General features: G+C 63.7%; 10 protein-coding genes and 1 tRNA gene. 6 read left to right on the top strand and 5 right to left on the bottom strand.

Annotation, left to right across the window (positions count from 1 at the left end; genetic code table 11):
• Positions 1-454: 454 nt before the first annotated feature.
• Positions 455-5,941, top strand: coding sequence for an ATP-binding protein (locus ACZI8Q_RS13965; protein WP_463374142.1), 5,487 nt, complete (start codon positions 455-457; stop codon positions 5,939-5,941).
• 1 nt (position 5,942) lies between these two features.
• On the opposite strand, the gene ACZI8Q_RS13960 is transcribed toward ACZI8Q_RS13965, so the two are convergent.
• The gene (locus ACZI8Q_RS13960; protein WP_463374141.1) at positions 5,943-6,665 is read right to left on the bottom strand and encodes an alpha/beta hydrolase; all 723 of its coding nucleotides are present in this window, start codon (positions 6,663-6,665) and stop codon (positions 5,943-5,945) included.
• Positions 6,666-6,828: 163 nt separating this feature from the next.
• Between ACZI8Q_RS13960 and ACZI8Q_RS13955 the strand changes: the two genes are divergently transcribed.
• Complete coding sequence (locus ACZI8Q_RS13955; RefSeq protein ID WP_463374140.1) at positions 6,829-7,704, top strand: DUF559 domain-containing protein; 876 nt, start codon at positions 6,829-6,831, stop codon at positions 7,702-7,704.
• On the opposite strand, the gene dcd is transcribed toward ACZI8Q_RS13955, so the two are convergent.
• Positions 7,680-8,249, bottom strand: coding sequence for a dCTP deaminase (gene dcd / locus ACZI8Q_RS13950; RefSeq protein WP_463374139.1), 570 nt, complete (start codon positions 8,247-8,249; stop codon positions 7,680-7,682). The genes ACZI8Q_RS13955 and dcd overlap by 25 nt on opposite strands.
• A 39-nt stretch (positions 8,250-8,288) precedes the next feature.
• Between dcd and ACZI8Q_RS13945 the strand changes: the two genes are divergently transcribed.
• From ACZI8Q_RS13945 to ACZI8Q_RS13930, 4 genes are all read left to right on the top strand, one after another.
• Positions 8,289-8,648 (top strand): VOC family protein, encoded by a 360-nt coding sequence (locus ACZI8Q_RS13945; RefSeq protein WP_463374138.1) that lies wholly within the window; start codon positions 8,289-8,291, stop codon positions 8,646-8,648.
• A 74-nt stretch (positions 8,649-8,722) separates the two neighbouring features.
• A tRNA-Gly gene (locus ACZI8Q_RS13940) sits at positions 8,723-8,793 on the top strand.
• Between the two features lie 309 nt (positions 8,794-9,102).
• On the top strand, positions 9,103-9,591 hold the full coding sequence (locus ACZI8Q_RS13935; RefSeq protein ID WP_463374137.1) for an SRPBCC family protein: 489 nt from the start codon (positions 9,103-9,105) through the stop codon (positions 9,589-9,591).
• A 150-nt stretch (positions 9,592-9,741) separates the two neighbouring features.
• Positions 9,742-11,604 carry an ABC transporter ATP-binding protein/permease gene (locus ACZI8Q_RS13930; protein ID WP_463374136.1) on the top strand — a complete coding sequence of 621 codons (1,863 nt, stop codon included), beginning with the start codon at positions 9,742-9,744 and terminating at the stop codon, positions 11,602-11,604.
• A gap of 29 nt (positions 11,605-11,633) precedes the next feature.
• On the opposite strand, the gene ACZI8Q_RS13925 is transcribed toward ACZI8Q_RS13930, so the two are convergent.
• The 3 genes from ACZI8Q_RS13925 to ACZI8Q_RS13915 all read right to left on the bottom strand — a co-directional run bounded on the left by ACZI8Q_RS13925 (position 11,634) and on the right by ACZI8Q_RS13915 (position 14,731).
• Positions 11,634-13,196 carry a 3-hydroxyacyl-CoA dehydrogenase gene (locus ACZI8Q_RS13925; protein ID WP_463374135.1) on the bottom strand — a complete coding sequence of 521 codons (1,563 nt, stop codon included), beginning with the start codon at positions 13,194-13,196 and terminating at the stop codon, positions 11,634-11,636.
• Between the two features lie 49 nt (positions 13,197-13,245).
• Positions 13,246-14,433, bottom strand: coding sequence for an acyl-CoA dehydrogenase family protein (locus ACZI8Q_RS13920; protein WP_463374134.1), 1,188 nt, complete (start codon positions 14,431-14,433; stop codon positions 13,246-13,248).
• Positions 14,434-14,584: 151 nt separating this feature from the next.
• The gene (locus ACZI8Q_RS13915) at positions 14,585-14,731 is read right to left on the bottom strand and encodes a hypothetical protein (protein WP_463374133.1); all 147 of its coding nucleotides are present in this window, start codon (positions 14,729-14,731) and stop codon (positions 14,585-14,587) included.
• Positions 14,732-14,911: the final 180 nt, after the last annotated feature.

Below are 14,911 nucleotides of genomic sequence, written 5' to 3'. Positions count from 1 at the left end.
TGGCCACGGCCGGGGACTTCTTGCACTTCCGGTTCAATGCATACGAGACGTCACCGAATAACTACTCACAAGTAGCAATAAATTCTACCGACGAGTAACCGTTTAGCGGTACTGACGTGCACATACACTTTCACGAATCCATTTGTGTAAGTGCACAATTGAGCGGTCCTTTATTGTCACGTGATCAACGTGACAATGCGGAAAAAATACTGCATCCTTGCATAGGAACGACGGTTCTCGAGGAGCCGAACATCGGGGTGAGGCGTCGACCTCCGATCCGGTGCACACCTACGGTCGGTAACTTTCCTCGGAGCCCGCGCGACATACGTCGCGATGCAGTGCACGCGCCCGCAGGGACAACGTGTGCGACGCATGTGATCAACTACCTGGTTGTGGTCGGGAGTACGCCCGCGCGCACCTCCGACCAGCAGAATTACGAGAACGGTGGCAGTGGATGTTCAAGCGGATTGCAGTGGTCAATCGTGGGGAGTCGGCAGTACGACTCATTCGTGCGGTGCGTGAGCTCAATGCGGAGCACGACCACGACATCACGACGATCGCGCTGCACACGGAAGCAGAACGTCGCGCCATGTTCGTCCGTCAGGCCGACGACACCGTCTGCCTGCGCGAAACCGCCGGCAACCCCTACATCGATCATGACGAGTTGAAGCGGGCACTGATCGAGTCGCGGGCCGACGCCGTGTGGGTGGGCTGGGGCTTCGTCGCCGAGGATCCGGCGTTCGCCGAGCTGGTGACCGGCCTCGGCATCACGTTCATCGGCCCGTCCGCAGACGCGATGCGCCTGCTCGGCGACAAGGTCGAGGCGAAACTGCTCGCCGAGAAGGTGTCCGTTCCGGTCGCACCCTGGAGCGGCGGCCCGGTCGAAACCCGCGCGGACGCCCGCCGGCATGCACACGCCATCGGGTACCCCCTGATCATCAAGGCCCGCAGCGGTGGCGGTGGCCGCGGCATCCGCAAGGTGTGGGTCGAGGACGAACTCGAACTCGCCCTCGAGCGCACCCAGGGTGAGGCCCTGCGCTCCTTCGGTGACCCCGTCGTTTTCCTCGAACGCCTGGTCACCGATGCCCGGCACGTCGAGGTGCAGGTGATCGCGGACGCGCACGGCAACGTGTGGGCTCCCGGTGTGCGGGACTGCTCGATCCAGCGCAAGAACCAGAAAGTCATCGAGGAGTCCAGCTCACCACTGCTCGACAAGGAGCAAGCCGATCACCTGCGCACGGTCTCTGCAGACCTGGTGCGGGCCGCCGGATACTGCGGCGCCGCCACCGTCGAGTACCTGTACCAGCCCGAGCAGAAGATCTTCACGTTCCTCGAGGTCAACACCCGACTGCAGGTCGAACATCCGATCACCGAGGCCACCACCGGCCTCGATCTGGTGAAACTCCAGATTCAGGTGGCCGGCGGCGACCCGCTGGTCGGCGACTGCCCACCGGAGTTCGGGCACGCCGTCGAGGCACGGCTGAACGCCGAGGACGCCGACAACGGGTTCGCACCCGCCCCCGGCACCGTGCAGCTGCTCAAGTTCCCGCTCGGTTCCGGTATCCGCGTCGACACCGGCATCGCATCCGGTGACGTCATCCCACCCGACTACGACTCGATGGTCGCCAAGATCATCGCCTGGGGCCGTGACCGCGCCGAGGCCCTCGCCCGTCTGCGCAATGCGCTGCGCGAGACCACCGTGGTCCTCGACGGTGGCACCACCACCAAGTCGTTCCTCCTCGATCTGCTCGATCGCGACGAGGTGATCAGCGCCAGCGCCGACACCGGGTGGTTGGACCGCAGCGGTGCCGGGGAGCCCACCGAGCCGAGCAAGGTCGCCGACGTGGCACTGGTCAGTGCCGCCCTTTCCGTCTACGACGCCGAGGAAGCCCTCGAGCGCACCTCGTTCCTCGCCTCCGCCCGCGGCGGACGCCCCCGCGCCAGCCACGCCATCGGCCGTGACGTGGAGCTGACCTATCAGGGGCAGGCGTACAAACTCCGTGTCGGGCAGATCGGTCCGCACCACTACCTCGTCGACGGAGACAGCGGCCCGGTCGAAGCCGAAGTCGACAAGCTCGGTGAGTTCGAGGCACGCCTGAGCATCGGTGGACGTCGTCATCAGATCGTCACCGTGGCCGGACCGACCGGGTACCTCGTCGAGGTCGACGGCATCAGTCATCAGATCACCCAGGACGAGGCCGGCGTCGTCCGTGCTTCCGCCCCGGCGGTCGTGGTCGCGGTGCCCGTCGCGGTCGGCGACGAGGTCGAGGCGGGTGCCACCCTCGTAGTGCTCGAGTCCATGAAGATGGAGACCGCGATCCGCGCCCCCTACGCCGGCACGGTCCGCGAGATCCTCGGCACCGTCAACGCCCAGGTCGATGCCGGCGCACCTCTGGTTCGGGTCGACCAGATCGCCGAGGACACCACCACCTCGCACATCCCTCGCGTGGAGTTCGACCTGCCCGCACCCGTCGCCGGAACCGATCTCCACGACGACGCACGCGCACGACTGCGTTCCCTCGGCGCGATGATGACCGGCTACGACGTCAGCGCCGACCGAGCCCACACCCTGCTCGGCGAGTACGACAGCCTGTCCGAGCAGCTTCCGGCCAACGACTGCTCTCTCGTGCAGGCCGAACTGGCGCTGCTCACCACGTTCGCCGACGTGTGCGAACTCTCTCGCAACCGGCCCGCCCCGGGCGAGGAACGCTCCCAGGACAGCGTGCACAGCCCACGCGAGCACTTCCACTCCTACCTGCACTCCCTCGACGCCGAACGTGAAGGACTGCCGGAAACATTCCGCACCAAGCTTTCTCAGGCGCTCACGCACTACGACGTCACCGACCTCGAGCGCACCGCAGAGGTCGAAGAAGCGGTGTACCGGTTGTTCCTGGCTCAGCAGCGCATGGACAACCAGATCCCCGTGGTCGCGGCCCTTCTCGAGCGTTGGCTCACCAAGAGCACTGCGCCCGACGGCTCACACGAACTCTCGGAGGTTCTGGACCGGCTGATCCTGGCCACGCAAGTCCGCTACCCCGTGATCGGCGACGTCGCCCGCAATCTTCGCTACCGATTCTTCGAGCAACCGCACATCCAGAGCGCACGCGAAGAGGTCTACGACCGTGTCCGCGGCAGCCTGGCCTACCTGGCCGAGCAACCGCACGCAGCCGACTACGCGCAGCGGGTCGAAGCCTTGGCAGCCGTCCCCGAACCGCTGAACGGCATTCTCGCGCAACGGATTGCATCACGAGACGCCGACCTGTGTGCACTCCTCGAGGCAACCACCCGCCGCTACTACAACATTCGCGACCTCCTCGACGTCAAAACGTTCGAAGAAGGCGGCCGTCCTTATGTCATCGGCAATTTCGATCTTCGCGGCGAGCAACTCCACCTTGTGTCGACCATCTCGGACTTCGGTTCGCTCGAATCGACGTTGCCGGCCATCGCCGGTCTCACTCCCGATACCGCGGCTCCACTGACACTGGTCGCCGACCTGTACATCTCCTGGGCGGATGCACCAGACGACGCCGACGAGATGTCCGCCGCATTGCTCACAAAATTCGAAGCCGGTCCCACCATTGCATCACATCGCCGGTTCACCGTGACCGTACTGGATGCAGCCAATGGCAGCGAGCATCAGTTCACCTTCCGCCCAACGGAATCCGGCCTCGCAGAGGATCTGACGATCCGTGACATGCATCCGCTCACCGGCCAACGTCTCGACCTGTGGCGGTTCAAGAACTTCACCGGAACCCGCCTTCCGGCCGCAGCCGATACGTACCTCTACCGTCTCGTCGGCAACGAACATCCGGACGATGAACGGCTCATCGCCCTCGCCGAGATCCGTGACCTCACCCTGCAATACGACGAATCGGGTGACATCGTGGCGATGCCGGTGATCGAGCGGACCCTTGCGTCGTGCCTCGACGGCATTCGCCGTGAACAGGCTCGCCGCGGAAACCAGCGCCGCCTCGACGCGAACCGCGTCGTGTTGTACGCGTGGCCGGTGCTCGACATCCCGGCCGACCGCATCTCCGTCGTCGCCAACAACGTCGCACGCCTCACCGTGGGCGCGGGGCTCGAACAGATCATGATCATGGGCCGGATTCGTGAAACATCAGGGGCGGAGCCGCGCGAGGTCGCCATGCGCTTCACCTACCGCTCCGGCGCCGGTGTTGTCATCGACATCACCGACCCACCGACCGAACCGCTACAGCCGCTGGACGAGTACACGCAGAAGGTGAAGCGGTCCCGTGCCCGGGGAACGGTGTACCCGTACGAGTTGATTCCTCAGCTCGAGGGTCGCGGCGGCACGTTCGAGGAATACGACTTCGATGCTCTAGGAACTCTTGTCCCTGTCGAACGTCCGTATGGAAAGAACAAGGCGGGCATCGTCGTCGGCGTGGTCACCACCCCGACCAAGCGGTACCCCGAGGGCATGACTCGTGTCGCACTGTTCGGTGATCCGACGAAGGCGCTGGGCACGGTCGCAGAAGCCGAGTGCTCCCGCGTCGTCGCCGCCATCGACATGGCCGAGAAGATCGGTGCACCCGTCGAATGGTTCACACTCTCGTCGGGTGCCACCATCTCGATGGACAGCGGCACCGAGAACATGGACTGGGTCTCGCGTGCGCTGCGCCGGATCGTCACATTCACGCAGAACGGCGGCGAGATCAACGTGATCGTCGCGGGTATCAACGTCGGGGCCCAGCCGTACTGGAATGCCGAAGCGACCATGCTCACGCACACCAAGGGCATTCTCGTGATGACCCCGGACAGTGCAATGGTGCTCACCGGCAAGCAGTCCCTCGACTACTCCGGCGGCGTCTCGGCCGAGGACAACTTCGGCATCGGCGGCTACGACCGTGTGATGGGCCCGAACGGCCAGGCGCAGTACTGGGCCCCGAACCTCGCCGCAGCGTGTGAGGTTCTGTTCGCCCACTACGAGCACTCCTACCTGGCCCCTGGCGAGCGTTTCCCCCGCAAGGCGGAGACCACCGACCCGATCGAGCGCGACGTCCGGAGCTATCCGCACGTGCACCCGTCGAGTGACTTCACCACCGTCGGTGAGATCTTCTCGTCGGAGACCAACCCGGAACGCAAGAAGCCGTTCGACATTCGAACCGTCATGCGTTCGGTCGTCGACCAGGACCACTCGGTGCTCGAGCGCTGGGCCGACATGGCCGGTGCGGATACCTCCGTGGTGTTCGACGCGCACCTGGACGGCAACCCGATCAGCGTGATCGGCATCGAATCGCGGGCGATCCCCCGTAAGGGTCGCTTCCCCGCGGACGGGCCGGACCAGTGGACATCGGGCACGCTGTTCCCGCACTCGTCGAAGAAGACGGCTCGGGCCATCAACGCGGCCAGCGGAAACCGGCCCGTCGTGGTGCTCGCCAACCTGTCCGGTTTCGACGGGTCACCGGAATCATTGCGCAACATCCAACTCGAGTACGGCGCCGAAATCGGTAGGGCCATCGTCAACTTCGACGGACCCATCGTGTTCTGCGTGGTGTCCCGGTATCACGGCGGTGCGTTCGTGGTGTTCTCCGGAGCCCTCAACGACAACATGGAAGTTCTTGCCGTGGAAGGCTCTTTCGCTTCCGTGCTCGGCGGCGCCCCCGCCGCCGCGGTCGTGTTCACCCGCGAAGTCAACGCCCGCACCAAGGCCGACCCGACCGTCAAGGAACTCGAAGCGGCCCTGGCCGCTACCACCGACGAGTCCGAGCAGGCACGGATCGGCGTCGAACTGCAAGAGCAGAGGGTTGCTGCCCGCAACACCAAGCTCGGTGAGGTAGCCAAGGAGTTCGAGGCCATCCACAACATCGAGCGTGCCCGCGAGGTGGGTTCGGTGCACCACATCGTCCCCGCGGCGGAACTGCGACCCAGCATCGCCGCTGCAGTCACGCGTGGTATGGCTCGCACCCTCGACGCGAACTGATTCAGAACGAGCCGAAGAAGGCGACCACGTCGTTCGGACGGTAATGATCGTCCGACACGTGGTCGCCGGACACCTTCACGAGCCGCACTCGGGCGCCTGCTTCTCGAGCGGCGTCGACCCACGGCCCCGTCACAGCAGCAATGTTCGCGATGGGGTCGTCCGGTGAGGCGTACACCACAGCATGCATGCCCACGTACGCAATGGGATCGTGTCGAACCGCATCCCACTCGGCGGTTTTCGCTTCCAGGTCCGCCCCCGTGGGGTGAACGCCGAACGCACTGATCAGCGAATCGCGACCACCCTCGTCGTCGCGCTCCCACACCGCTGGCATCGACAACGACGGCGCAATGAACACGGCTGCGTCCACGGACAACTCCCGCAACCGGACCATGTTGGCCGCTGCAGTGGCGCCCATCGATTCGCCGATCACGAACCGTTTGTCGACCGACCACTTGGTTGCGATGTCCGAGTCCAGGACTACGAGATCGTCCTGGGCAATGCGGTTTCCCCATTGATCTCCGTGCAGGTGTGGACTCGCCACCACATACCCTGCAGCGATCAGGCCGTCGCGCAACGGGGCGCAGTCATCGATGGCCGTGTTCGTACCGGTTCGGCCGTGCAGGTAGTAGACCACCGCGACCGGCTGACCAGGGCGTATGGAATCTGGAACGTACAACAACGCCGCGTCGCCCGACTTGGGCTTCATCACGATCCGTTCGACCACGTCGCCAGCCTAGACGTGTCGGGGGCGGGACTCAGTGCACACCAATCGCCTTCTCCGACCGAATTCAGGCCCCGAAGTAGGTTTGTGTGCACTGACTCCCGTTCCATCCACATTTGGCGGCACCGGGCTTCCATCGCCTCGCCTCTTGCCGCAAGGTCGGTGTGTGGGGGAATTCGGGATATTTACGCGGGCTGAGCTTTTGTCGTCCGGGCTGACGCGCAGTGCCATATCTCGCCGTACGAAGAACGGCACCCTGAACAGGGTGTTGCCTTCGGTCTACTCGTTCGACGAGCCGACCTACCTCACGCGATGCAGAGCGGTGGTCGTGTGGAAGCCTGCCGCGGTACTGAGCCATCGCACCGCGGCCTGGTTGTGGGGCATTCTTCCCGACGAGCCGCCCATAGTCGAAGCGACGGTCCCGATGTCCACACAGGTGAGAAGTCCAGCGTGGCTGGTCCTCCATCGCAGGGCTGACGTCGGGCCTGCCGACCACCTGTACGGCCTGCCCGTCGTTTCCGCCGAACAGACCTGCATCGACATCGCGACGGTTCTTCCGGGCGCCGACCTCGAGCGTTCCCTCGACGGTGCGCTGTCGGGAAAAGTGACCTCTCGTGCATTACGCAGGAGATGCGAGGAGGCCACCGGCATGCGCGGAGTCACCGAGATTCGCCGACAGCTACGCACCGCGTGCCCGTTCACCGCTTCGGAGCCGGAGCGCATGGTGGCAAGAGGGTTGACCGCACGCGGATTCTTCATGGAAATCAATGCGCCGGTCGGACCGTACTATGGCGACTTGGTGGACTATCGGTCGCGGGTGATCGTGGAGATCGACGGCCGCGAGTTCCACAGCGATCCGCACACGTTCACCAATGATCGGCGTAGGCAGAACGAGCTCGTACTCGGGGGCTGGCTGGTTCTGCGGTACTCGGCGGCAACCGTGAACGGACGGTTGGACCAGGTGGTCGACGAGATCATGTACGTGGTCCGCCGGCGTAGAAAGTCGGTGGCGGCGATTCAGTCGCGGACGAAGTTCAGGTAGGCCCGGGACGGGGTCGGTCCGCGTTGGCCTTGGTACTTCGAGCCCGCCGCAGAGCTTCCGTACGGGTGCTCAGCGGCGCTCGACAGGCGCAGCAGGCAGAGCTGCCCGATCTTCATGCCCGGCCACAGCGTGATCGGCAAGTTCGCGACGTTCGACAGTTCCAGAGTGATGTGCCCGTTGAAGCCGGGGTCGATGAAGCCGGCGGTCGAGTGGGTCAACAGGCCGAGTCGACCCAGCGAGGACTTGCCTTCGAGTCGGCCGGCCAGGTCGTCGGGCAAGGAGCACACCTCGAGTGTCGACCCGAGAACGAACTCCCCAGGATGCAGGACGAACGGCTCCCCCTCGCCGGGTTCGACCAGACTCGTGAGCTCATCCTGTCGCTGAGCAGGGTCGATGTGCGTGTACTTGGTGTTGTTGAAGACCCGGAACAGGCTGTCCAAACGCACGTCGACCGAGGACGGCTGCACCATCGCCGGGTCGTACGGTTCAATGCCCAGACGTCCGGAATCGATTTCGGCGCGGAGGTCACGATCGGAGAGCAGCACGGGTAGAGGTTAGCGGGTCGACGACGGTAGCGTTCGGACATGGGTCTGCGATGGGAAGCACTGATCGTCAATTCTCTCGACCCGAGTCGGCTCGGGCGCTGGTGGGCGGAAGCGCTCGGCTGGGATGCCACCGAGGACGAAGAGGGCGACGTGCTTCTCACCCCACCCGGCGGCAGCATGCCCGAAGTGCAGTTTCTCGCCGTTCCGGACGGGAAGAAGACGATCAATCGACTCCATCTCGACTTCCGACCGGACGATCAGATCATCGAAGTGAGCCGTCTGCTCGAGCTGGGCGCGGTGCACGCCGACGTCGGTCAAGGCGCATCGTCGTGGGTGGTTCTCGCCGACCCCGAAGGCAACGAATTCTGTGTACTGGAAAGTCGCGCGCCCACGCGCTGATACGCCGCCGACGTCTGCTAATGTTGCCGCCGCAGGGTGTTGGGCCTTGCCTACGGGCGCCCAATATCATGCACGCCGATGTAGTTCAATGGTAGAACATCAGCTTCCCAAGCTGAATACGCGGGTTCGATTCCCGTCATCGGCTCTCCGCAGGTCACAGTGAGTTTTCACTCAGCGCGGGAGCGGGTTCGCGGCGAAGAACCACGAGACCTCCTCGAGGAACCGCCGAGTCACCTCCGATGGAATGCCGGTCGGCATCGGCAACCACGCGTCACGCTCTGGATGTCCGACGCCGCAAACATAGACCGTACGTCGACTGACCGGTGGGGCGAGACACCCGTTCAGCCTGATTACCAACCCATCAGTTCGCGAACCCGAGCCAGCGGCACATAAAGTTTCAGCACAGGAGAACGCCCATGTATCTCCACTCTCGTTCGACACCTGAAGGAGCTCCATGCGTCTGCGTGATACCCCAACCGTCGAAGTCTCCGAGCATCTGAAGTGCAGCCCTGAACACGCCTGGTCGTTGATCACCGACATCGAATTGCCGACCCGCACCGACGGCGAACTGCAGCGGGTGGAGTGGCTGGACGGAGCAACTGGCGTCGCTGTGGGTGCCCGGTTCCGGGGCCACAACGCCAACTCGCAGCTGGGTGAGTGGGAAACCGAGTCCGAGATCGTCGAGGTCGAGGACGGCCGCCGCTGGGTGTGGCGCGTTGGTTCGGAGAGTTCACCATTCGCCTTCTGGGGCTTCGAAGTCGACCCGAACAAGGACGGTGCCGTCGTTCGCCAGTGGGCCAAGCTGGGCACAGGCCGGTCACCGTTCTCCGATTTCATCGACCAGCATCCGGACAAGGAGGGCACGATCGTGGCCCACCGGATGTCGGTGTGGCGCGACGGGATGGCAGCCAACCTGGCAGAACTCGAGCAGCTCACCCGCTGATCGAGGGGGCACATCACCCATTCTCCTCGAGGATCTACTCCTCGTATTCATCACTGCAGTCTCGGTTTCGGCGTTCTTCCTTGCGGCGGGCATCGGCGGGGTTAGGCTACGCCATCTCGCCTACCGATTCATCGTGATGAGGAAGTGTGAATGGAAGCCTCGAGAGACTGGAGCAACGAGCTCGTCGAGAGCCTGAAATGGCTTCTCATCACGTTTGGGATCACTTCCGTCTGTTTCGTGGCCATCATCGCCGTGCTGTTCCGGACGACGAAGTGGGGGCGTCAGTTCTGGCGGATCAGCGGCCAGTACTACGTCGGCCCGGGTGGTTGGAAGGCCTGCCTGTTCTACGCGTTGCTGCTGTTGGTAACGCTCGCCGCGGTCCGCCTGAACGTCTTGTTCACCTTCATGGGCAACGACGTGTTCACTGCCCTCCAAGGCGGAGTGGCCGGACTGGCACAAGGAGACGCGGCCGCGATCGAAGCGGCCGAAGGGGCGTTCTGGGATGCGATCGTCGTATTCGTCGTTCTCGCAATACTTCACGTCGCGCGCGGAATGCTCCATATCTACCTGAGCCTCGCCTTCGATATCCGCTGGCGCGTGTGGCTGACCGACCGGTTCACCAACGACTGGCTCGGCAAGAGCGCGTTCTACCGCGGTCGGTTCATCGACAACACCATCGACAACCCGGATCAGCGTATCGAGCAGGACATCGAGTCGTTCGTCGTGACGTCTCGACAACTGTCGGTCGGTGGCGGCACGGCGATCGGCGCCATCGGATCTGTTGTCTCGGTCTTCTCCTTCACTCAGATCCTGTGGGATCTGTCCGGTCCGCTGAATATATTCGGCGTCGAGATCCCTCGCGGAATGATGTTCTTCCTGTTGATGTTCGTCCTGATGACCACGGTGGTCGCGTTCTGGATCGGGCACCCGTTGATCAAACTGAACTTCATTCGAGAGTTCACTACCGCTAGCTTCAGATACGCGTTGGTTCGGCTGCGCGACACCGCCGAGAACGTGGCGTTCTATCGAGGCGAGCGCGCTGAGCACTCCACGCTGATGACGCGCTTCGCGGCAGTGATCCGTAACGCGTGGCAGATCGTCTACCGGACGGTGAAGTTCACGGGATGGAACTTCGGCGTGAACCAAAGTGCGGTCTTGTTCCCGTATGCGATCCAGGGGCCGAGAGTGTTCGCCGGTGACATCAGTCTCGGTGACTTCCAGCAAACAGGCGGAGCGTTCTCCAATATCCACGATTCGTTGTCGTTCTTCCGCGAGGCGTACGACGATTTCGCAAACTATCGTGCCTCACTGATACGTCTCGACGGATTGATGACGGCCAGCCGGCAATCGCGTGAGCTCCCCACGATCTCGATGACCGATCTCGACGATGCGCTCGAGTTGGACTCCATAGATGTCCGCAAACCCGATGGTGAGGTCCTGATCGACGACCTGTCGCTGCGCTTGACGCCGGGCGACGCGCTGGTCGTCAAGGGCCGCTCCGGCAGTGGTAAAACGACCCTCCTGCGCACCCTTGCGCAGATGTGGCCGTACGGCGATGGCGAGATCAGGTGTCCGGCCGGACTGGAGACCCTTTTCCTGTCACAGACCCCGTATCTCCCACTCGGCGACTTGCGCACCGCCGTCGAATATCCGGCCGAACCGAGCGAAATCGACGATGCCGCGCTGCGACGGGTTCTGCAGAAGGTACAGCTCGGCCACCTCGTCGACCGTCTTGACGAAGAAGCCGATTGGACGGCGATCCTCTCGCCCGGCGAACAACAACGGGTGGCGTTCGCGCGGATACTGATGATCACACCGAAGTTGGTCTTCCTCGACGAGGCCACCTCAGCACTGGACGAGGGACTGGAATACTCGTTGTACAAGCTGATCCGTGACGAAGCACCGGAGACGATGTTGGTCAGTGTCGCGCACCGAAGCACCGTCGACCAGCACCACACTCAGCGTTTGGAGTTGGATGGCGACGGCCCGTGGCAGCTTTCTCCAGTCGGCTGACACCGGCAGCGGGTAGACCCAAGGATCGGTCAGGTGCTTCGTGCGGACGGGCGATCCTTGCCGGAGTTGTGGGCCGCAGCGGGCTGGCCGATCAGGTCGACTGGTGACGTTCCCCTGTCGGTCAGTGACATTCCGAGTTCTGCGCGCGAACGCAGCCAGCCACTCGCTCGGTAGCGCGGGTCGCCCGTGTACTGTTTCAGGCCGTCGAGGATGGACACGATCGTGTCCGGCGACGACGTGTCCCCGAGTTCGAGCGGGCCGGCCGGGTAACCGAGCCCGAGCCGAGCACCGAGGTCGATGTCGCCGGGGCTCCCGATCGACTGTTCTGCAAGCGCGCAGCCGAGATTCACCACCGATGCGAGGATGCGCTGTGCCACCGGCGCAGGTCCGTCCGAGGTGACGGTCAGATGATCGTTCACGGCCGCGATCGCCTGGACGGCGGCGCGACCGGCATTCGGTTCGAGAGAAGGCGGGATCACCACTACGAGCCGACCGGTCCCCACACTCAGGGGATCGACACCGATCGTGCGTGCGGTGTCCAGCCCGGCCGCCAGCGCTGCCCGATGAACGGGCTCACCCCACGGCGTGACAAGCGATACCGCTGTAGGAGAGGAGTTTTCGACTACCTCGACCCCAGCTTCGAGAAGTGCGGCGGCCAGAGCGGAGTTCTCGTGGACATGAACGGACGTCGCGCCGGGATCCGCCGCGATTGCCGACTCTGCTGACACCTGAGGACGCCCGTCGACGTAGACGTAGAAGCCCGCACCGCTCTTACGCCCCAGGAGATTCGCCACGACACGGGCCTCGGCCAGCGGCGACGGCCGCAATCGTGGATCGCCGTAGAAGCCCTTCGAGATGTTGATCATCACCGGATGGGACACGTCGAGTCCCGTCAGATCCATCAGCTCGAACGGGCCCATCTTGAATCCCAGTACGTCTCGTACGATCCGGTCGATATCGGCAACCGACGCAGCCTGTTCCGACAGCAGTGCCAGCGCCTCGGTCACCAGTGCGCGACCGAGATGGTTGACGAGAAATCCAGGTGTGTCCTGCGCGAGCACCGGGGTGTGTCCCAGACGTGCGGCGAATCCACGTCCTGCCTCGACGGTCGTCGGGGAAGTGTGCATGCCGGGAATGACCTCGACCAGCTTCATCAGCGGGACCGGGTTGAAGAAGTGCAGGCCGAGCATGTTCTCCGGATGCTCGAGAACGGAGGCGATCGCGGAGATGGGGATCGAGCTCGTATTGGAGGCGAGCAACGCTCGTGGCGCTGCCTTTTCGAGCTCGGCGAACAGTTGCTGCTTCACGTCGAGCCGTTCCACGACAGCTTCGACGACGAGATCGACCGAATCGGTTGCCTCGGTGGGCGCGACTCCTGTCCGCAGGAGATCCAAGGCGGCGGCCGCTTCCTCGGAGGTGCGCACGCCCTTCTCGACCGACCGACGCATCATGGCGGAGACGAACTCGACCGCATCGGTGACCGCCTGTGCCGACACATCGGTCAACTCCACCCTCACTCCTGCGGCGATGGCGGTCTGCGCGATACCCCGCCCCATCGCACCTGCGCCGATCACACGAATGGTTCGGATCATGTGCTGCCCCTTGCGGTTCGCTGGCCTGGGTAAGTCGGAAAATCACCTGTCACATCGCGTCGATTCCGGTCAGCGAACGTCCGATGATGAGCTTCTGAACCTGGCTGGTGCCCTCGTACAAGGTCAACACCCGCGCATCGCGGAGGTACTTGCCCATCGGGTACTCGTCGATGAAACCGTAGCCGCCGAACACCTGCAGACAGTTGTTGCTGACCCGCACCGCCGTTTCGCTGGCGGCGAGTTTGGCCATCGACGACGGCACAGCGATCTCCTTGGAGGAGGCACCTGTGTCGACGAGCGATGCGGCGCGCCACGTCAACAGCCTTGCCGATTCGATGTCCAGAGCCGAGTCCGCAAGCAACTCCTGAACCAACTGCTTCGATGCGATCGGTACTCCGAACTGGGTTCGCTCCGTCGAGTACTGCACCGCCGCGTTCAGCGCCGCCTGCGCGACTCCCACACCACCGGCCGCAACGGAGATGCGGCCTTTTGCCAACGCCGACAATGCGATCGAGAAGCCTCTTCCGACCTCGCCGAGACGTGCGGAATCCGGTACGCGTACGTCCTGGAAGGACAGAGAAGCAGTGGCCTGCCCCCGCAACCCGAGTTTGCCGTGGATGGGGGTCGCAGTGAAGCCGTCGCTGCCAGTGGGGACGAGGAACGCGGTGATCCCCTTGCCGCCGTCGTCGGAGGTCCGGGCGAAAACCAATGCCACCTTGGCCCACGTACCGTTGGTGATGAACATCTTCTCGCCGTTGAGTATCCAATCGTCTCCGTCACACCTCGCGCGCGTACGCAGGGATCCGGCATCGGAGCCACTGTCCGGTTCGGTGAGCGCGAAGCACCCCAGAGCATCGCCGCTGGTCAATTGCGGCAACCACTGTTGCTTCTGCGTTTCGGTGCCGTAGGCGGCGATGGTCTTGGTGACCAGACCGAGCGATACCGACACGATGCCGCGAACCGACGAGTCGCCACGGCCCAGTTCCTCGCACACCAGGGCGTAACCGAGCATGTCCACCGGGGTGCCACCGTATTGTTCGTCGATGGTGAGCCCCAGGAAGCCGAGTTCTCCGAGCCGTTCGACGATCCCGATGTCGACCGACTCGTTACGGTCCCAATCCCGAATGTTCGGAATGATCTCCGCGTCGACGAAATCGGCGGCCATCTGACGCACACTCTGCGCGGTGCCGTCCAAGGTGAAATCCATGGTGGTGTCCTCGAAGGAAGGGTTATGCATGACCCGCACCACACGTTAACAGGTCATATCGACCGGACGGACGAGTAGCTCTCGAGACTGAACATTCAGGGAGCGGTGTCGACCACGTCCTCCCGAAGTGCCACCTTCCTCGGTCCGGGTAACGACAGCCGAATTCACAGCGAGGACTGATTCAGCACCCGTGCAGACACAGCAGTTCCGTTGCGGTGCGAACAATCTCGGCCTTGCGACGATCCCGACGACGCACGACGCGGCTCGCCCCTTTCGCGGCGGCGGCCTTCGACTGCGCGGAGGACACGGTGGTTGCGGAGTCAGTCACGAGAATGTCGCTTCCGTCGTGGGCAGGTCCGGATCTTTTCGAACTTCTCGATACGCGGCCGATCTCCTTGCGGTCGCACCCGAATGTCGGCATCGCATTCATTGTGCCCACCCGAACAGCAGTCCAGGTTGTATACCTGATGACGCTGATCGCGGTGGGCACGATGCTGCTTCTGGCTCC

The sequence above is a fragment of the Rhodococcus quanlei genome, assembly GCF_055231015.1.
The sequence above is the reverse complement of the archived record's forward strand: the minus strand, read 5'-3'. Positions and strand labels throughout refer to the sequence as shown.